General features: G+C 69.7%; 23 protein-coding genes and 1 riboswitch. All 23 genes read left to right on the top strand.

Annotated elements, in window-relative coordinates; translation table 11 throughout:
• The first annotated feature begins 34 nt into the window (after positions 1-34).
• The 23 genes from AC1Q9M_RS06735 (at position 35) to AC1Q9M_RS06845 (ending at position 17,909) form a co-directional block, all read left to right on the top strand.
• A complete protein-coding gene (locus tag AC1Q9M_RS06735) occupies positions 35-367 on the top strand; it encodes an FmdB family zinc ribbon protein (protein WP_382161267.1) in 333 nt (110 codons plus the stop codon).
• 10 nt (positions 368-377) lie between these two features.
• The gene (locus AC1Q9M_RS06740) at positions 378-1,055 is read left to right on the top strand and encodes a DUF502 domain-containing protein (RefSeq protein ID WP_382161264.1); all 678 of its coding nucleotides are present in this window, start codon (positions 378-380) and stop codon (positions 1,053-1,055) included.
• A gap of 48 nt (positions 1,056-1,103) precedes the next feature.
• Positions 1,104-2,906 carry an aspartate--tRNA ligase gene (gene aspS / locus AC1Q9M_RS06745; RefSeq protein ID WP_382161261.1) on the top strand — a complete coding sequence of 601 codons (1,803 nt, stop codon included), beginning with the start codon at positions 1,104-1,106 and terminating at the stop codon, positions 2,904-2,906.
• A gap of 139 nt (positions 2,907-3,045) precedes the next feature.
• Positions 3,046-3,366: an ElaB/YgaM/YqjD family protein gene (locus tag AC1Q9M_RS06750; protein ID WP_382323387.1), complete on the top strand. Its 321-nt coding sequence runs from the start codon at positions 3,046-3,048 to the stop codon at positions 3,364-3,366.
• Positions 3,367-3,383: 17 nt separating this feature from the next.
• On the top strand, positions 3,384-3,770 hold the full coding sequence (locus AC1Q9M_RS06755) for a phage holin family protein (RefSeq protein ID WP_382161255.1): 387 nt from the start codon (positions 3,384-3,386) through the stop codon (positions 3,768-3,770).
• On the top strand, positions 3,767-4,072 hold the full coding sequence (locus AC1Q9M_RS06760) for a YqjK family protein (RefSeq protein ID WP_492433004.1): 306 nt from the start codon (positions 3,767-3,769) through the stop codon (positions 4,070-4,072). Before AC1Q9M_RS06755 ends, AC1Q9M_RS06760 begins: the two co-directional genes overlap by 4 nt.
• Positions 4,073-4,089: 17 nt before the next feature.
• Positions 4,090-4,545 (top strand): dihydroneopterin triphosphate diphosphatase, encoded by a 456-nt coding sequence (nudB, locus tag AC1Q9M_RS06765; protein ID WP_444688423.1) that lies wholly within the window; start codon positions 4,090-4,092, stop codon positions 4,543-4,545.
• The gene (locus AC1Q9M_RS06770; RefSeq protein WP_291114956.1) at positions 4,542-5,270 is read left to right on the top strand and encodes an endonuclease/exonuclease/phosphatase family protein; all 729 of its coding nucleotides are present in this window, start codon (positions 4,542-4,544) and stop codon (positions 5,268-5,270) included. The genes nudB and AC1Q9M_RS06770 overlap by 4 nt, the downstream gene beginning before the upstream one ends.
• A gap of 41 nt (positions 5,271-5,311) precedes the next feature.
• Positions 5,312-6,577: a cardiolipin synthase ClsB gene (clsB, locus tag AC1Q9M_RS06775; protein ID WP_444688422.1), complete on the top strand. Its 1,266-nt coding sequence runs from the start codon at positions 5,312-5,314 to the stop codon at positions 6,575-6,577.
• A 10-nt stretch (positions 6,578-6,587) separates the two neighbouring features.
• Positions 6,588-7,610: a ligase-associated DNA damage response exonuclease gene (locus AC1Q9M_RS06780; RefSeq protein ID WP_492433007.1), complete on the top strand. Its 1,023-nt coding sequence runs from the start codon at positions 6,588-6,590 to the stop codon at positions 7,608-7,610.
• Positions 7,607-9,442, top strand: coding sequence for an ATP-dependent DNA ligase (locus AC1Q9M_RS06785; RefSeq protein ID WP_492433009.1), 1,836 nt, complete (start codon positions 7,607-7,609; stop codon positions 9,440-9,442). Before AC1Q9M_RS06780 ends, AC1Q9M_RS06785 begins: the two co-directional genes overlap by 4 nt.
• 62 nt (positions 9,443-9,504) lie before the next feature.
• Positions 9,505-10,239, top strand: coding sequence for a GTP cyclohydrolase I (gene folE, locus AC1Q9M_RS06790; RefSeq protein WP_444688420.1), 735 nt, complete (start codon positions 9,505-9,507; stop codon positions 10,237-10,239).
• 8 nt (positions 10,240-10,247) lie between these two features.
• The gene (locus tag AC1Q9M_RS06795) at positions 10,248-10,673 is read left to right on the top strand and encodes a BLUF domain-containing protein (protein WP_382161236.1); all 426 of its coding nucleotides are present in this window, start codon (positions 10,248-10,250) and stop codon (positions 10,671-10,673) included.
• Between the two features lie 130 nt (positions 10,674-10,803).
• Positions 10,804-11,685 (top strand): EamA family transporter, encoded by an 882-nt coding sequence (locus AC1Q9M_RS06800; RefSeq protein ID WP_444688419.1) that lies wholly within the window; start codon positions 10,804-10,806, stop codon positions 11,683-11,685.
• Position 11,686: 1 nt separating this feature from the next.
• Positions 11,687-12,541 (top strand): DUF429 domain-containing protein, encoded by an 855-nt coding sequence (locus AC1Q9M_RS06805; protein WP_492433012.1) that lies wholly within the window; start codon positions 11,687-11,689, stop codon positions 12,539-12,541.
• 76 nt (positions 12,542-12,617) lie between these two features.
• Positions 12,618-12,813: riboswitch (FMN riboswitch) on the top strand.
• An 88-nt stretch (positions 12,814-12,901) separates the two neighbouring features.
• The gene (locus AC1Q9M_RS06810) at positions 12,902-13,411 is read left to right on the top strand and encodes a 6,7-dimethyl-8-ribityllumazine synthase (protein ID WP_382323396.1); all 510 of its coding nucleotides are present in this window, start codon (positions 12,902-12,904) and stop codon (positions 13,409-13,411) included.
• A gap of 51 nt (positions 13,412-13,462) precedes the next feature.
• Positions 13,463-14,290, top strand: coding sequence for a helix-turn-helix domain-containing protein (locus AC1Q9M_RS06815; RefSeq protein WP_492433014.1), 828 nt, complete (start codon positions 13,463-13,465; stop codon positions 14,288-14,290).
• Between the two features lie 80 nt (positions 14,291-14,370).
• Positions 14,371-14,829 (top strand): VOC family protein, encoded by a 459-nt coding sequence (locus AC1Q9M_RS06820; protein ID WP_382323398.1) that lies wholly within the window; start codon positions 14,371-14,373, stop codon positions 14,827-14,829.
• Positions 14,830-14,906: 77 nt separating this feature from the next.
• On the top strand, positions 14,907-16,007 hold the full coding sequence (locus tag AC1Q9M_RS06825) for an MBL fold metallo-hydrolase (protein WP_382327293.1): 1,101 nt from the start codon (positions 14,907-14,909) through the stop codon (positions 16,005-16,007).
• 63 nt (positions 16,008-16,070) lie between these two features.
• Positions 16,071-16,496: a hypothetical protein gene (locus AC1Q9M_RS06830; protein ID WP_382323400.1), complete on the top strand. Its 426-nt coding sequence runs from the start codon at positions 16,071-16,073 to the stop codon at positions 16,494-16,496.
• Positions 16,493-17,077 (top strand): preprotein translocase subunit YajC, encoded by a 585-nt coding sequence (locus tag AC1Q9M_RS06835; protein WP_382323401.1) that lies wholly within the window; start codon positions 16,493-16,495, stop codon positions 17,075-17,077. The genes AC1Q9M_RS06830 and AC1Q9M_RS06835 overlap by 4 nt, the downstream gene beginning before the upstream one ends.
• 107 nt (positions 17,078-17,184) lie before the next feature.
• Positions 17,185-17,406 (top strand): hypothetical protein, encoded by a 222-nt coding sequence (locus AC1Q9M_RS06840; protein ID WP_291114983.1) that lies wholly within the window; start codon positions 17,185-17,187, stop codon positions 17,404-17,406.
• A complete protein-coding gene (locus AC1Q9M_RS06845) occupies positions 17,403-17,909 on the top strand; it encodes a thermonuclease family protein (RefSeq protein ID WP_382323402.1) in 507 nt (168 codons plus the stop codon). Before AC1Q9M_RS06840 ends, AC1Q9M_RS06845 begins: the two co-directional genes overlap by 4 nt.
• The last annotated feature ends 7 nt before the right edge of the window (positions 17,910-17,916 follow it).

A 17,916-nucleotide genomic window follows, 5' to 3' on the forward strand; every position in this document is an offset into this window, starting at 1 on the left:
CCGAGGCGCTCCAGCCCTCATTCCGGTCCACGCCATGCCTATCTATGCCTACAAGTGCGAGTCCTGCGGCCATGCCAAGGACGTGCTGCAGAAAATCTCCGACGATCCGCTCACTGTCTGCCCGGCCTGCGGCCAGGCCAGCTTCAAGAAGCAGCTGACGGCGGCCGGTTTCCAGCTCAAGGGCTCGGGTTGGTACGTGACCGACTTCCGCGAAGGCAACAAGCCCGCCACCACGACCGCGCCCGCCACGGCCGGCGACGCCGCGGCCCCCGCACCGGCCAAGGCCGATGCCTCCGCCGCCCCGGCGCCGGCCGCCGCGCCCGCGCCGGCAACGGCGCCCGCCAGCCCGCCCGCGTCCTCCACCTGAGCCTGTCCTGATGCCTTCCTTGCGCAAATGGCTGCTCTCGGGCCTGCTGGTCCTGGTGCCCCTGATCATCACCCTCTGGGTGCTGGAGTGGGTGGTGAGCACGCTCGACCAGACCTTGCGCATCCTGCCCACGAGCTGGCAGCCCGATCAGCTGCTGGGGGTGCACATCCCGGGCCTGGGCGTGCTGTTCGCCCTGGTCGTCGTGCTGTCCATCGGCGCGCTGGCGTCCAACATCATCGGCAACAAGCTGGTGAGCTGGTGGCACGCCATGCTGCACCGCATCCCGGTGGTGCGCTCGATCTATTCGGGCGTCAAGCAGGTCTCCGACACGCTGTTCTCCGAGAAGGGCAACGCCTTTCGCAAGGCCATGCTGGTGCAATGGCCGCACGAAGGCATGTGGACCATCGCGTTTCTCACCGGCTCCCCCGCGGGCGACGTCCTGACCCACCTCCAATCCATGCCCGGCGGCGCCGAGCACGATGAGTTCTTCAGCGTGTACGTGCCCACCACGCCCAACCCCACGGGTGGCTACTTCGTGATGGTGCGCAAGAGCGCCTGCGTGGAGCTGCAGATGAGCGTGGACGAAGCGCTCACCTACGTCGTCTCCATGGGCGTGATCGTGCCCGGCGGGCCGAAGAACCCGCACTTCAAGGTGGCCGCCGATGGCGCCATCACCGAAGCCTCCTGAATGTTCTCCCGCGGGCCTGTCCGCGAACCTGTTGAAAGAAGAGTCGAAATGGCGATGCGTACCCACTATTGCGGTCTGGTGACCGAAGCCCAACTGGGCCAAACCGTTCAGCTGTGCGGCTGGGTCAACCGCCGCCGCGACCACGGTGGCGTGATCTTCATCGACCTGCGCGACCGCGAAGGCTATGTGCAGGTGGTCTGCGACCCCGATCGCGCCGAGATGTTCAAGACCGCCGAGGACGTGCGCAACGAGTTCTGCGTGCAGGTCACCGGCGTGGTGCGCGCGCGCCCCGCGGGCACCACCAACGACAAGCTCAAGAGCGGCCAGATCGAGGTGCTGTGCCACGAACTGAAGGTGCTCAACGCCTCGGTGACGCCGCCGTTCCAGCTCGACGACGAGAACCTGTCGGAGACCACGCGCCTCACGCACCGCGTGCTCGACCTGCGCCGCCCCTACATGCAGAACAACCTGATGCTGCGCTACCGCGTGGCCATGGAAGTGCGCAAGTTCCTCGACGCCAACGGCTTCATCGACATCGAAACCCCGATGCTGACCAAGAGCACGCCCGAAGGCGCGCGCGACTATCTCGTGCCCAGCCGCGTGCACGACGGCCACTTCTTCGCGTTGCCGCAATCGCCCCAGCTGTTCAAGCAGCTGCTGATGGTGGCCGGCTTCGACCGCTACTACCAGATCACCAAGTGCTTCCGCGACGAAGACCTGCGTGCCGACCGCCAGCCCGAGTTCACCCAGATCGATATCGAAACCTCGTTCCTGACCGAGGAAGACATCCGTGACATGTTCCAGGGCATGATCAAGACGGTGTTCCAGAACACGCTGGGCGTGGACCTGGGCGAGTTCCCCATCATGGCCTACAGCGAAGCCATGCATCGCTTCGGCTCCGACAAGCCCGACCTGCGCGTGAAGCTGGAGTTCACCGAACTCACCGACGTGATGGGCGACGTGGACTTCAAGGTCTTCTCGGCACCCGCCACCATGAAGGGTGGTCGCGTCGTCGCCCTGTGCGTGCGCGGCGGCGCCGACATGAGCCGCAGCGAGATCGACGCCTACACCGAGTTCGTGAAGATCTACGGCGCCAAGGGCCTGGCCTGGATCAAGGTCAACGACGCCGCCCAGGGCCGCGATGGCCTGCAGAGCCCGATCGTGAAGAACCTGCACGACAAGGCCGTGGCCGACATCCTCTCGCGCACCGGCGCGCAGAACGGCGACATCATCTTCTTCGGCGCCGACAAGGCCAAGGTGGTCAACGACGCCATCGGCGCGCTGCGCCTGAAGATCGGTCACAGCGAACTGGGCAAGAAGAATGGCCTGTTCGAAGACCGCTGGGCGCCCATGTGGGTGGTGGACTTCCCGATGTTCGAACACGACGAGGAAGCCGATCGCTGGACCGCGGTGCACCACCCCTTCACCGCGCCGAAGGACGGCCACGAGGACTGGATGGTGACCGCGCCCGAGAAGTGCATCGCCAAGGGCTACGACATGGTGCTCAACGGCTGGGAGATCGGCGGCGGTTCCGTCCGCATCCACACCGCGGCCGTGCAGCAGAAGGTGTTCGACGCGCTCAAGATCACGCCCGAGGAAGCCCAGCTCAAGTTCGGCTTCCTGCTGGACGCGCTGCAGTACGGCGCGCCGCCCCACGGCGGCTTGGCCTTCGGCCTGGACCGCATCGTCACGCTCATGACCGGTGCCGAGTCCATCCGCGACGTGATCGCCTTCCCCAAGACCCAGCGCGCCCAGTGCCTGCTGACCCAGGCCCCCAGCCCGGTGGACGAGAAGCAACTGCGCGAGCTGCACATCCGTCTGCGCAACGTGGACCTGGCGAAATCCGCCTGACGAGCCTGTCTGTAGGACACCTCCGAAAGGGGCGCCGAGTGCGCCCCTTTTTCTTGTATCAATGCGCTGATTGCAGCGATCTGCCTTCAAACATCGCCATTCCTTCGGGGTAACATGGCCTTTTGAAAAGGAGTCCCTCATGCCCAAGATTCGTACGACCGCCCTCGATGGCAAGGACAAGCTCGTGGCCGACCTCCAGCGCGTGATCACCGACGCCGAAGAACTGATGCAGGCCACGGCCCACCAGACCGAAGGCAAGGTGGTGGAACTGCGCGACCGCATCAACGAGAACCTGCGCGACGCCCGCCACAAGTTGGCGGATGCCGAGGAGGCCATCAAGGAAAAGACGTTGGAGATGGCCCGCGCCACCGACGACTACGTGCACGAAAACCCCTGGTCCGCGATCGGCGCCGCCGCCGGTGTGGGCCTGCTGGTCGGCCTGCTCATCAGCCGCCGCTGATCGGGGCCGCCCGCGCCATGGCCACGCCGCAGCGTTTTTCGTCGTCTCTCCGGGGACTGGCCTCCACGGTCCTGGAACTGGTGCAGATCCGGCTGGAGCTGTTCAGCATCGAAGCCCAGGAAGAGGTGCTGCGCGTCGGCGCGCTGCTGGTCTATGGCGCCGTGGCCGTGGCCTTCCTCAGCCTGGGCGTGGTGCTGCTGGCGCTGCTGATCACCGTGGCCCTTTGGGACACCCACCGCCTGTTGGCGCTGGGCATCTTCACCGGGCTGTTCCTCGTCACCGGCGGCGTGGCCGCCTGGCTGGCGCGGGAGCGCGTGCGCTCCGGCACCTACCTGTTCTCGGCCAGCGTCGAGGAACTCAGGCAGGACCGTGAGGGTCTGCGCGCCGCCAAGGAGGACGCTTGAACCCGCGTGCGGTCGTGCTGGCGATGCGGCGGGAGCGGCTGGTGCTGCGCTCGCAGCAGCTTCGTCGGCAGATCACCACCGAGTTGCAGGCGGTGCAGCCCGCGCTGACCTGGGTGGACCGCCTGCAGGACGCCCTGCTGTGGTTGCGCGGCAACCCCTTGATCGCCACCGCCGGCAGCCTGCTGCTGGCCGTGTGGCGCCCGCGCCGTGCGGCCAGCTTCGGCATGCGGCTGTGGTCGGCCTGGAAGTTCGTGCAGGGCCTTCGCGGGATCGGCGCGAAACCGCCGTCCCCACGGCGCTGAACCCACCTGTTCGTCCCGTGAAGATTCCGCAATCGGTGCTGGTGGTGATTCACACCCCGGCGCTGGAGGTGTTGCTGATCGAGCGCGCCGATGCGCCCGGTTTCTGGCAATCGGTCACCGGCTCCAAGGACACCGAGGCCGAGGGCTTCGAGGCCACGGCGGCGCGCGAAGTGCAGGAAGAGACCGGCCTTGATGCCCATGCGCCCGGCCACGTGCTGAGCGACTGGGGGCTGGAAAACGTGTACGAGATCTACCCGCAGTGGCGGCACCGCTACGCGCCGGGCGTCACGCACAACACCGAGCACCTGTTCGGCCTGTGCATTCCCCGCGCGGTGCCGGTGCGGCTGAGCCCACGCGAACACCGCAACCAGGTGTGGCTGCCCTGGGCGCAGGCTGCCGAACGCTGCTTCTCGCCATCCAACGCCGAAGCGATCGCCTGGCTGCCCCGCCTTGGTGGCATGATTTGCCCATGAGCATCGTCAGGATCGCGACCTACAACATCCACAAGGGTGTGCAAGGCCTCGGGCCAGGGCGCCGGCTGGAGATCCACAACATCGCCCACGCGGTGGAACAGTTCGACGCCGACATCGTGTGCCTGCAGGAGGTGCGGCGCCACAACCGCAAGCTCGAAAAACACTTCACCCGCTGGCCCGAGCTCGATCAGGCGGGTTACCTCTCCCCCGAAGGCTACGAATCGGTCTACCGGACCAACGCGATCACGCGCCACGGCGAACACGGCAATGCGCTGCTCTCGCGCTGGCCGGTGATCGACACCAAACACTCCGACGTGTCGGACCACCGTTTCGAGCAGCGCGGCCTGCTGCACGTGCAGCTGCTGGTCGAGGGCGTCGATGTGCACGTGGTGGTGGTGCACCTGGGGCTGATCCACGCCAGCCGCGAGCGCCAGGTGCAGCGCCTGGGCGAGTACATCGCCACCGCCGTGCCGCCGAGCGCGCCGCTGGTGGTGGCGGGCGACTTCAACGACTGGGGCGCGCAGCTGCTGCGGCCCATGGCGGCCCTGGATCTGCGCACCTTCGAGGGCATCCGCCTGGCCACATACCCGTCGCGCCTGCCGCTGCTGCACCTGGACCGCATCTTCGCGCGCGGCCTGCGGCCGGTCTCGGCCCACGTGCCGCACGGCCGGGTGTGGTCGCGCATGTCGGACCACCTGCCCCTGATCGCCGAGCTCGAACTGTGAGCGCGGCACCCCTTCGTTCCGCGAGCGCGCGGCACGCGCCCATGCGAAGGGGCCACCAGCTGCTGTTGCTGCAGGGCGGCGTGGAGTTCTTCCCCGCCCTGATCGAAGCGATGGACGCGGCGCGCATGGTGGTGCACCTGGAGACCTACATCTTCGAGTTCGCCGGCTCGGCCCTGGGCGTGGCCGAGGCGCTGGAGCGCGCGGCGCGGCGCGGCGTGGTGGTGCGCCTGCTCATCGACGGCGTAGGCACGCCCATGGTGCCCCAGGAGTGGCAGCGCCGTTTCGCCGAGGCCGGCGTGGTGATGCGCATCTACGCCCCGCTGGGCCGGCTCGGCCTGCTGGTGCCGCGCAACTGGCGCCGCCTGCACCGCAAGCTCTGCGTGGTCGACGGCGTGGTGGGTTTCTGCGGCGGCATCAACATCATCGACGATCAGGACGACGTGGCGCTCGGCCGCCTGACCGCGCCCCGGCTGGACTTCGCGCTGCGCGTGGCCGGCCCGCTGGTGGAGGACATGGTCGACACCATGGAACAGCTCTGGTGGCGCACCCTGGCCGCGCGGCGCGTGCGCCAGCGCGAGTTCAAGGCCGCGTGGGACGCGCTGCGGGCCTCGCGCCCGGTGGGCGATTTCTCCCGCCTGCTGCAGAAGATCGAAGCCCTGGCCGAGGCCCAGGAGGACGCCAGGGTGGAAGGCCCTTACGGCGAATCCGCGCCGTCGCCGCTGGGGGTGGACGGCGCGCGCGCCACGCTGCTGCTGCGCGACAACGTGACCCACCGGCACGACATCGAGCGCGCCTACCTCAAAGCCATCGGCGAGGCGCGCCAGGAGGTGGTGATCGCCAACGCCTACTTCATTCCCGGGCGCAAGCTGCGCCGCGCGCTCACGATGGCCGCCGCGCGCGGCGTGCGCGTGCGCCTGCTGCTGCAGGGGCGCTACGAACACTTCCTGCAGTACCGCGCGGCGCGCCCGGTGTACCAGCGGCTGGTGGACGCGGGCATCGAGATCCACGAGTACGCGCCCAGCGCGCTGCACGCCAAGGTGGCGGTGGTGGACCGGCGCTGGTCCACCGTGGGTTCCACCAACCTCGATCCGCTGTCCATGCTGCTGGCGCGCGAGGCCAACGTGATGACCAACGACCGCCGCTTCTCCGGCCTGCTGCACAGCTACCTCGATGGTCTGGTGCAGCACACCGGCCAGTTGCTCGACACGGGTGCCCTGAATCGGCGCCCCTGGGTGCAGCGGCAGCTCGACCGCGTCGCCTTCGCTGTCATGCGGATCACGTTGTTCGTGACGGGCCACCGCTACTAGAGCCAGCCACATGCCCGACGACCTGATCCTCCAGCGCCCCGAAGGGCTGTATTGCCCGCCCGGCGACTTCTACATCGATCCCTGGCGCCGCGTGGAGCGCGCCGTCATCACCCACGCCCATGCCGACCACGCGCGCACCGGCCACGCGCACTACCTGGCCACGGCGGTGTCCGAAGGCCTGCTGCGCGCGCGGCTGGGGGCTGACATCCACCTTCAAGGGCTTGCCTACGGCGAGACGGTGGAGCACCACGGCGTGCGCATCTCATTGCACCCGGCCGGCCACGTGCTGGGCTCGGCGCAAGTGAGGGTGGAGCACCAAGGGCGCGTGTGGGTGGCCAGCGGCGACTACCGCACCACGCCGGCCGGCGCCGTGCCCGACCGCACCTGCGCGCCCTTCGAACCGGTGCGCTGCGACGTCTTCATCACCGAGTCCACCTTCGGCCTGCCGATCTACCGCTGGCGCTCCGATGCCGAGCTGTTCGGCGAGATCAACCGCTGGTGGCAGGACAACGCCGAGACCGGCCGCGCCAGCGTGCTCTCCTGCTACAGCCTGGGCAAGGCGCAGCGCATCCTCGCCGGGGTGGACGCGTCCATTGGTCCCATCGTGTGCCATGGCGCGGTCGAACCGCTGAACCGCGCCTACCGCGCTGCCGGCGTTGCGCTGCCCGAGACGCTGCAGGTGAGCGACGTGAGCGACCCCGCCACCTTCCGCCGCGCGCTGGTGCTGTGCCCGGGCTCCGCCCTGGGCACGCCCTGGATCAAGCGCTTCGGCGATTTCTCCGACGCCTTCGCCAGTGGCTGGATGCAGGTGCGCGGCTGGCGGCGGCGCGGTGGCCTGGACCGCGGCTTCGTGCTCAGCGACCATGCCGACTGGCCCGGCCTGCTCAGCGCCATCGGCGCCAGCGGGGCCGAGCGGGTCATCGTCACGCACGGCAGCGTGCCGGTGCTGGTGCGTTACCTGCAGGAGCAGGGCCTGCAGGCCGAGAGCTTCGACACCGAGTACGGCGACGAGACCGAGGCCACCGGCGCATGAAACGCTTCGCGGCCCTGTTCAACGAGTTGGACGCGACCACCGCGACCAACGCCAAGGTCGCCGCGTTGCGCCGTTACCTGGCCGAGGTGGACGACGCCGACGCGGCCTGGGCGGTGTACTTCCTGGCCGGCGGGAAGCCGCGCCAGCTCATCAAGACGGCGCAATTGCGCGCGCAGGCGATCGCCGCCTCGGGCCTGCCGGAGTGGTTGTTCGAGGCCAGCTACCAGGCGGTGGGCGATCTGGCCGAGACCATCGCGCTGGTGTTGCCCCTGCCGCCACAGGCCGAAGGCATGCAGACCCGGTTGAGCGAGTGGATGGAAGAGCGGCTGCTGCCCCTGCGCGGGCAAGGGGACGAGGCCGTGGCCATGGCCCTGGGCGCCTGGTGGCGCGAGCTCGACGCCGCGGGGCGTTTCCTGCTCGTCAAGCTGGTGGGCGGAGGCTTTCGTGTCGGCGTGAGCAAGCTGCTGGTGCAGCGCGCGATCGCCGCGCACGCCGGGCTGGACGCCAAGCTGGTGGCCGCGCGCATGATGGGCTTCACCGACAGCAAACGCTCGCCCACGCCCGCGCTGTACCGCGCGCTGGTGGCGCCGGCCGAGCCGGCAGGCGAGGCACAGGGCGGCCGCGACCCGAGCCAGCCCTATCCGTTCTTCCTGGCCAGTCCGTTGAGCGCGGAGGCGGACGGCGATCTCCTGGCCATGGAGATCGCGAGCGCGGGCACGGCCCAGACCATGGAGGCCCGCCTGGGCCCCGCGAGCGACTGGCTCGCCGAGTGGAAGTTCGACGGCATCCGGGGCCAGATCGTCAAGCGCGCGGGGCAGGTGTGGGTCTGGTCGCGCGGAGAGGAGTTGATGAGCGAGCGCTTCCCCGAGCTGCAGGCGCTCGCGCAGCGCTGGCCGGACGGCACCGTTCTGGACGGCGAAATCCTGGTCTGGGACGACGGCGACCCGGTCACGCCCCGGCTGCCCGGCAGCGAGAGACCGGGCGGCCCCGCACCCTTCGCCCTGCTGCAGCAGCGCATCGGCCGCAAGACCCTGGGCCCCAAGGTGCTGGCCGAGGCGCCGGTCGGCTTCATGGCCTACGACCTGCTCGAGGCCGGCCACGATGACCTGCGCCAGGTGCCGCAGCACGAACGCCGCCTGCGCCTGGAAGCCCTGGCCGCCACGCTCAACGCCACGCCGGGCCCGCGCCTGTGGCTCTCGCCCCGGGTCCCGGGCGGGGACTGGGCCACGCTGGCCCGCTGGCGCGCGCAGGCGCGGACGCTCGACGTGGAGGGCCTGATGCTCAAGCACCGCGACAGCGCCTACGGCACCGGCCGGCAGAAACGCGGCGACGGCCCGGGTCTGCTGGCGTGGTGGAAATGGAAGATCGATCCGCTGACGATCGATGGCGTGCTGATCTACGCCCAGGCCGGCCACGGCCGCCGCGCCTCGGTCTACACCGACTACACCTTCGCGGTGTGGAACCGTCCCCCGGTGGACGCCGCCGAGGCGCAGGCGGTGGTCGAGGCGATCGCGCAGCGCCGCCCGGCCGACCCCGAGGGCCTGCAGCTGGTGGCCTTCACCAAGGCCTATTCAGGCCTGACCGACGAGGAGTTCAAAGCGGTCGATGCGGTGATCCGCCAGAACACGCTGGAGAAGTTCGGCCCGGTGCGCAGCGTGCGGCCCACGCTGGTGTTCGAGCTGGCGTTCGAGGGCATCGCACGCAGTTCGCGCCACAAGAGCGGCGTGGCGCTGCGCTTTCCGCGCATGCAGCGCATCCGCGACGACAAGCCGCTGCATGAGGCCAACACCCTGCAGGACCTCGAGCAACTGCTGGCCAGCAAGGCCGGCTGAGGCCCGGCGCCCAATGCCCCCAGGCCGGGTACCCCCGGGAGGTCCGGTGTTAGCATGCCCCAATGCTGACGAAAACCGCATCCGACATGACCCCCGCAGCCCCCCCTGACGACGACCACGGCGTGCCCGTTTCCGTCAAGATCCGCGAGCGCGTGAAGGCCGCGCGCCAGCGTTTCCACTCCAACGACAACATCGCCGAGTTCATCCAGCCCGGCGAGCTGGAGAAGCTGCTCGACGAAGTGACCGAGAAGATGCAGGGCGTGCTCGATGCCATGGTCATCGACACCGAGAACGACCACAACACCGGCGACACCGCGCGTCGCGTGGCCAAGATGTACCTCAAGGAGGTGTTCAACGGCCGTTACGTGAAGGCCCCGAGCATCACCGAGTTCCCCAACGCCGAGCACCTCAACGAGCTGATGATCGTCGGCCCGATCACCGTGCGCAGCGCCTGCAGCCACCACTTTTGCCCGGTCATCGGCAAGATCTGGATCGGCGTGATGCCCAACGAGCACACCAACGTGATCGGCCTGTCCAAGTACGCGCGCCTGGCCGAGTGGATCATGGGCCGCCCGCAGATCCAGGAAGAGGCCGTGGTGCAGCTGGCCGACCTGATCCAGGAAAAGACCCAGCCCGACGGCCTGGCGCTGGTGATGGAAGCCAGCCACTACTGCATGGCCTGGCGCGGCGTGAAGGACATGAACAGCAAGATGATCAACTCGGTCATGCGCGGCGTGTTCCTCAAGGACCCCAACCTGCGCCGCGAATTCCTCGCCCTCATCCCCCGTCAATCCTGAGGCCCATCATGCTGGTACGCCTGCTCTACGTCAGCCGCGCTGTCGACAAGGACTGCGCCAAAGCCATCGAATCCATCCTGGAGTCGTCGCGCTCGCACAACCTGGGCAACGGCATCACCGGTGTGCTCTGCTACGGCGGCGGCGTGTTCCTGCAGGCCATCGAGGGCGGCCGCAACGCGGTGAACGGCCTCTACAGCCACATCGTGGCCGACCCGCGCCACACCGAGGTGGTGCTGCTGCACTACGAAGAGATCACCGAGCGCCGCTTCGGTGGCTGGACCATGGGCCAGGTCAACCTCTCCAAGCTCAACACCTCCATCGTGCTGAAGTACTCCGAACGCCCTGAGTTCGACCCCTACGCCGTCTCGGGTCGGGTGTCGCTGGCTCTTCTCGAAGAGTTGATGGCCACAGCCAGCATCATCGGCAGAGCTTGAGGATCTCCCCCCTGCGCCGCTGCGCGGCTTCCCCCCTCCGTGGCGCGCCTTCGGCGCTTCGAGGGGGGACGGCACCTTGGGCCGGCGGAGCCGGACCCTCGGCGCCCCTTGAGTTTGATTTCTCCACTGCATGTCGCTGAACGCGTTCTGTCTCATCGTGCTGGCCGGCCTGATCCACGCCGGCTGGAACATCGTCGCCAAGAAGGCCGCGGGCGACGCGCGCTTCGCCTTCTTCAACGCCTTCCTCATGATGCTGGTCTGGGCGCCGCTGGGCTGGTGGCTGGGCCGCGAGGAGGTGCCGCGCTGGGGCGCGACCGAATGGGGTTTCGTGGTCGCCAGCGGCGTGCTGCACGTCTTCTACTACGTGATCCTGTTGCGCGGCTACCGCAAGGCGGATCTCACCGTGGTCTACCCGATGGCGCGCGGCTCGGGGCCGCTGCTGTCTTCGCTGGTGGCCATCGTGTTTCTGGGCGAGCGCATTTCGGCGCTGGGCGCCCTGGGCATCGCGGGGGTGGTGGGCGGTGTGTTCCTGATCGCCGGCGGCCCGGGCCTGCTGCGCGCCGCGCACGATCCGGTGGCGCGCCGCCGCGTGCACAAGGGCATGGTCTACGGCGTGCTCACGGGCGTGTTCATCGCGGCCTACACGGTGGTGGACGGCTACGCGGTCAAGATGCTGCTGATGTCGCCCATCCTGATCGACTACATGGGCAACTTCGTGCGCCTGGGCCTGCTCGCCCCCGCCGTGCTGCGCGACCTGCCCACCGCGCGGCAGCTGTGGCGCGTGCAGTGGCGCTACGCGCTGCTGGTGGCCGTGGTCAGCCCCATCGCCTATGTGCTGGTGCTCTACGCCATGCGCGAGGCGCCGCTGTCGCATGTGGCGCCCGCGCGCGAGGTGTCCATGCTGTTCGCGGCGCTGATCGGTGGCCACCTGCTGGGCGAGGGCGACCGCGCGGCGCGCATCCTCGGCGCCCTGTGCATCGCCGCCGGCGTGACCGCGCTGGCCCTGGGTTGAAATGGGCAGTGTGAGCGACACGGCGGCCTTCCAGCTGCTGGGCTGCGACTTCAGCAGCGCACCGAGCCGGCGCAAACCCATCACGCTGGCCGTGGGACGCGCCGACCGGGGCCGCGTGGTGCTCGAGGGCGTGGAGCACTTCGAGACGCTCGACGCCTGGAGCCAGCGCCTGGGGGCATCGGGCCGGTGGGTAGGCGGTTTCGACCTGCCGTTCGGCCTGCCGCGCGAACTGGTCACCACCCTGGGCTGGCCGACCGACTGGGCGGCCTGCATGGCGCACTACGAGGGCCTGAGCCGACAGGCGATCCGCGAGGCCTTCGCCGCCTTCTGCGATGCGCGGCCGGTGGGCGGCAAGTTCGCGCACCGCGCCACCGACGGGCCGGCCGGCTCCAGCCCGAGCATGAAATGGGTCAACCCGCCGGTGGCCTTCATGCTGCACGCCGGCGTGCCGCGCCTGATCGCCGCCGGCGTCACGCTGCCGGGCTTGTTCGAGGGCGACGGCAGCCGCGTGGGGCTGGAGGCCTACCCGGGCCTGCTCGCGCGCAGCGTGCTGGGCACGGTCTCGTACAAGAGCGACGACAAGGCCAAGCAGACGCCCGAGCGCCTGATCGCGCGCAAGACGCTGATCAACGCGCTGGAGAACGGCCAGGCCCCGCTGCTGCAGGCCGTGGGCCTGCGCCTGCGGCTCACGCACGCCCAGCGCGACGCGCTGGCCGACGACGCCAGCGGCGACCGGCTGGACGCCGTGCTCTGCCTGCTGCAGGCGGCCTGGGCCGAGCAGCAGCACCGCGCCGGCCTGCCACGCTGGGGCCTGCCGGTGTTCGACCCGCTCGAAGGCTGGATCGTCACGGCCTGACGGGTTGGTACCCGTGCGACAGCGCGGGATTTCGGCACTGCCTAGAATTCGTCGGGTCCGGCCGCGTGCCGGACACAAGCGTTCTCAGGGCGGGGTGAAACTCCCCACCGGCGGTGATGGCGGCGTGGCGACACGACCGCACGAGTGCCGCGAGCGCCCAGGCGCCGGTTCGTCCGGCGCGTGGGGTCAGCAGACCCGGTGAGATCCCGGGACCGACGGTAAGAAGCGGGTCTGACCGACCCGCTTGACAGTCCGGATGAAAGAGAGCGCGAGCCAGGCACCCCCGTGCGCGCCCGCGCGCCGGTGGCGCGTGCGCTTGTGCGCCCTGATTTGTTGGCCCCTCCTTTTTCCGAGGACACCATGAATCAGACCGAGTCTTCCCACCACCTCCACCTGCCCGCCGGCCTGCGCTTCGCGTTCGTCGAGGCGTCCTGGCACGCCGACATCGTGCACCAGGCGCGCGATGCCTTCTTCGCCGAAATGGCGCAAGGCGGCTTCGGCGCCGACGCCATCGACGTGTTCGACGTGCCCGGCGCCTTCGAGATCCCGCTGCATGCCCAGCGCCTGGCCCGCTCCGGCCGCTACGCCGCCGTCGTCGGCAGCGCGCTGGTGGTCGATGGGGGCATCTACCGCCACGACTTCGTCTCGCAGACGGTGGTGCAGGCGCTCATGGACGTGCAGCTCGACACCGGCGTGCCGATGATCTCGGCCGTGCTCACGCCGCACCACTTCCACGAACACGCCGAGCACCGCAAGTACTTCCTGCGGCACTTCGCCGTCAAGGGCACCGAGGCCGCGCAGGCCTGTCTGCAGACCGTGGCCGGTCTGCGCCGCCTGGACGCGCTGCTGAGCCCGACCGCCGCCGCCTGACGGCCGGCGCCTTGAGCGCGCGGGGGCGATGGGGTACAACCGCCGTTCACCATGTCGCTGCAACGCCTGCCTTCGCCCGCCCTGCGCCCTTTCGTGGCGCAGCTGTGGGCGAGCGAGGACCCGGGCGAGGCGCGCTGCGCCACGCCGTGGCGCGAGCACGCCTTGCCCAGCGGGGCGATGCACCTCGTCATCCGGCTGTCCGACCACCCGCTGCGCATCGCCGATGCCGGCAGCGGCGACCGCGCGCAGACGGTGGCCCCGTCGCTGGTGGGCGGCATGCGCTCCCGGTTCTACCTGCGGGAGTTGCTCGCGCCGTCCTGCTCCGTGGGCGCGGTGCTGCGGCCCGGTGCGGCCGAATGCCTGTTCGGTGGCGTGACCGCCGACGAGCTGGCCGAACGCCACACCCCGCTGGACGCGCTGTGGGGCGCTGAGGCGCATCGGCTGCGCGAGCGGTTGCTGGCGCTGCGCTCGCCGCAGGACCGATTGACCCTGTTCGAGGCCGCGCTCGCGGCGCGCCTGCCGCGCGTGCAGGGCCTGCATCCCGCGGTGGCCGGCGCGCTGGCGCAGTTCCGGGGTGGGGTGTCGGTGGCGGCCGCCGTGCAGGACAGCGGTTTCAGCCACCGCCGCTTCCTGCAGCTGTTCCGCCAGGGCGTGGGCCTGGGGCCCAAGACCTACCTGCGCGTGCTGCGTTTCCAGCGCGTGCTGCCGGTCCTGCGCTCGGACCCCGCGCTGTCCCTGGCGGCGCTGGCGGCGGACCTGGGCTACAGCGACCAGTCGCATTTCAACCGCGAGTTCCTGGCCTTCAGCGGTGTCACGCCGCTGGCGTACCGTCAGCGCATGGGGACCGACATCCACCACCTGCCGATGGGCGGTGGCTGAGGTCAATTTTTTTCTATACGCCCGCGCGGTGCCTGGGGAAGATGCGAACCCTGTCCATTCCTGTCCACCGAGGTGAAACCATGAAGATCGAAGAAGTGTTCGCCTACCTTTGCGTGTCCGACGCGAAGGCCGCCATCGCGTTCTACCGCAACGCCTTCGGCGCCACCGAGAAATTCCGCCTCACCGAGCCCAGCGGCCGCGTCGGCCACGCCGAGATGGCCTTTGGCCCGATGACCGTCATGCTCAGCGACGAGTACCCGGAATACGGCATCCGCTCGGCCTCGGCGATCGGCGCCACCCCGGTGTCCATCCACCTGCACGTGGACAACGCCGACCGCATGATCGAGCAGGCCCTGAAGGCCGGGGCCACGCTCGAGCGCGAGGCGCAAGACGCGTTCTACGGCGAACGCTCCGGCGTCGTGCGCGACCCCTTCGGCCACCGCTGGCTGATCGGCCACCACATCGAAGACGTGACCACGGACGAGATGCAGCGCCGCTACACGGCGCTGATGGCATCCGGCGATCCCGGCGAGGGTTGAGGACATCCGCGGCCGGGCCTCGACGCCGGCCCGCCGCGCAGGCACCATGCACGGGTTTCATCCATCCGAAGCCCTTCATGCACCTGCTGTCGCACCTGGCCGTTTCCTGCTCCCTGATCCTGACCTCTGTCGGCCTGTTCGCGGGTTGCGCCGCCGTTCGCGCCGGTGAGGCCGAGCGCCCACCGGCCTCGACCCAGCGGGGCGACGACGGGCGGTTCCGCAATCCGCCCGACCCGAGCAACCGCCCCACCGAAGGCAGCTGGAAAATCTGGAGCCGCTTCCTGTTCGAGACCCCGGTGGGCGCCGTCCCGCTGGACCCGATCCCGGTTCGCCGTCTGGACCGGGCCACGCTCGACGCGCTGGACCCGGCGGCCAACCACATCGTGCGCCTGGGCCATTCGTCGCACCTGCTCAAGCTGCAGGGCCGCTACTGGCTGATCGATCCGGTGTTCAGCGAACGCGCGTCTCCGGTACAGTGGCTCGGCCCGAAGCGCTTCCACGCGCCGCCGCTGTCGCTGGACGAGTTGCCGCCCATCGATGGCTTGATCCTCTCGCACGACCACTACGACCACCTGGATCAAGCCACCATCGAGGCGCTGCGCGAGCGCGTGCAGCGCTACTTCGTGCCCCTGGGCGTGCGCGAGCGCCTGCAGGGCATGGGCGTGGACCCCCAGCGCGTGCAGGAGTTCGACTGGTGGCAGGGCACCCGCCACGCGGGGGTGCAGCTCACCGCCACGCCGGCCCACCACTTCTCGGGGCGCACGCTGTGGGACCGCAACAGCACGCTGTGGGCCTCGTGGTTCATCCAGAGTGGCGACGAGCGCATCTTCTTCAGCGGCGACTCGGGTTATTTCGCGGGTTTCAAGGCGATTGCCGAGCGCCTGGGCCCCATCGACATCGCCCTGCTGGAAAACGGGGCCTACGACAGCTACTGGCCGTCCGCCCACATGTCGCCCGAGGAGACCGTGCAGGCCTTCAAGGACCTGCGGGCGAAGCAGCTGTACCTGGTGCACAACAGCACCTTCAACCTGGGTTTCCACACCTGGCACGACCCCATGGACCGCGTGGCCGACATCGCCGAGCGGGAAGGCCTGCCCCTGGCCACGCCGGAGATCGGCGAGGTGTTGACGCTGGGCCGCCCGCGCCAGAACCAGCGCTGGTGGAAAGGCCTGCGCTGACGCGCCCGCCCCCAGGGAGCGCCCGAGCGGGTAAGCTGTCCTCCGTGTTTCAGGAGGACTCCCATGTACCCTTGGCTCTTTCTGTGGGCGCCGCAGCTGCAACTGCCCTTCAGCGGCGATGTGGCGCAGCGTATCGAACCCCGCACCCAGTGGTTCTTTGACGGCATCGACACCGCGTCGGGCGATCCGGTGATCGAGCGCAAGGCCTTCGAGGTGGCGACCTATGGGCGCCAGCTCGGGCTGATCACCGAACTGCTGCTCGACATGGCCGCGCAGACGCCGCCGCGCACCCGGGCCGGCCGCGAGGCGCGCCAGCGGCTGCAGAAGATCCAGGCCGAGATCGAGCGCATCAAGGCCGAGGACGCGGCGGCCCAGGTGGACATGGTCGAGGCCGGCCTGCGGCGCCTCAAGGCCCGCCACCGACCCGAGTACGAGGCCCTGCGCGCGCGCCTGCAGCAAGCCCTGGCCGCGCCCGAGGCCGCACCGTGAACCTGACCGACATGGGAGCCCTGCCACTCACCCTGCTGGCCTCGCTGGGCGTCGCCATCGTGCTGCTGGTGATCCGCGTGCTCGTGATGCAGCGGGTGCAGCAGCGGCGCCAGCGCGAGAACCGCCAGGAAACCGAGCGCCTGAAATCGCTGGTGGCGGCGTACCGCGCGCTGGCGGGGTCGTTCTCGCCGGCCACGGTCGAGCACGCGACGCAGATGGAGGAAACGCTGGCCGAGATCGTGCTGTTCGGCTCGCTGCCTCAGGTCGAATTGGCCGCGGCCTGCGCCACCGCGCTCAAGCGCGGCGAATCGCCGGACTTCCAGCCCCTGGTGGAAGCCCTGCGGTCCGACCTGCGCCGCCAGTTGGGGCTCGAACCCATTCCGATCACCCTGCTGTTGCCGACCTCGGGGCCGGGGCGCGCCGCGCCGCGCGGGCGGGGGGACGGTGAAGGCGGTGGCGGCGGTGGCGGCGGTGCGGGGGGGCGTGGCGGCGCGGGAGGTGGTGGAGGGGGCGGCGGGGGAGGGGCCGCGGCGGGCGGGCTGGGCGCGGGCCTGATCGCCGGGGAAGTCCTCCACAACTGAGCCAAGGCGTGCTCTGCGGGCCCGCACTTGGTGCATCATGGGCGCTTGCGCTGCGCCGCCGACACTCGGGTCGGCCGGCGGAAGCACAAGCCTTCGAGGAAATCCCCATGAACGCAGCCAAGCTGGTCGGTATCGTGCTCATTGTCGCCGGTGTGCTCGGCCTGGTGTATGGCAGTTTCAGCTACACCAAGGACACGGAAGCCGTGAAGCTGGGGCCGTTGGAGCTGTCGGTGAAGCAGAAGGAAACCGTCAACGTGCCGGTGTGGGCCGGTGTCGGCGCCATCGTGGTCGGCGCGGTGCTGCTGGTGCTGGGCGGCAAGAAGGGTTGAGGCGGGCGCTTTTCTGCGCGGTCCTGGCGCTGGCGAGCGCCGGGACGCTGCACGCGGCGGCGGATGAACCCACGGTGTACGCCGCCCGGGTCAGCCGCGTGTTCGATGGCGACACGCTGTGGGTCAAGCCGCTGGACGGTGGCCGTTACCGCAAGCTGCGCCTCGATGGCATCGACGCGCCCGAGATCTGCCAGGCCGGCGGCACGGCCTCGCGCGATGCGCTGGCCCGGCGGGTGTTGAACCAGGTGGTGGCGGTCAGCGTGCGCCATCACGACGACTACGGCCGTGGGCTGGCCAGGCTCACGCACCAGGACGACGACATCGCCGCCTGGATGGTGGCGCAAGGCCAGGCCTGGTCCTACCGGTGGCGCCGCAGCCTGGGGCCGTTCCAGGCCGAAGAGGCGCGTGCCAGGCAGGGCCGCAAGGGTCTGTTCGCCGATGCCTCGGCCGAGTTGCCACGCGAATTCCGCCAGCGCCACGGGCCTTGCCCGCGGCCCGATTGACGAAAGG

The sequence above is a fragment of the Hydrogenophaga sp. GW823-FHT04C09 genome, from assembly GCF_058796355.1.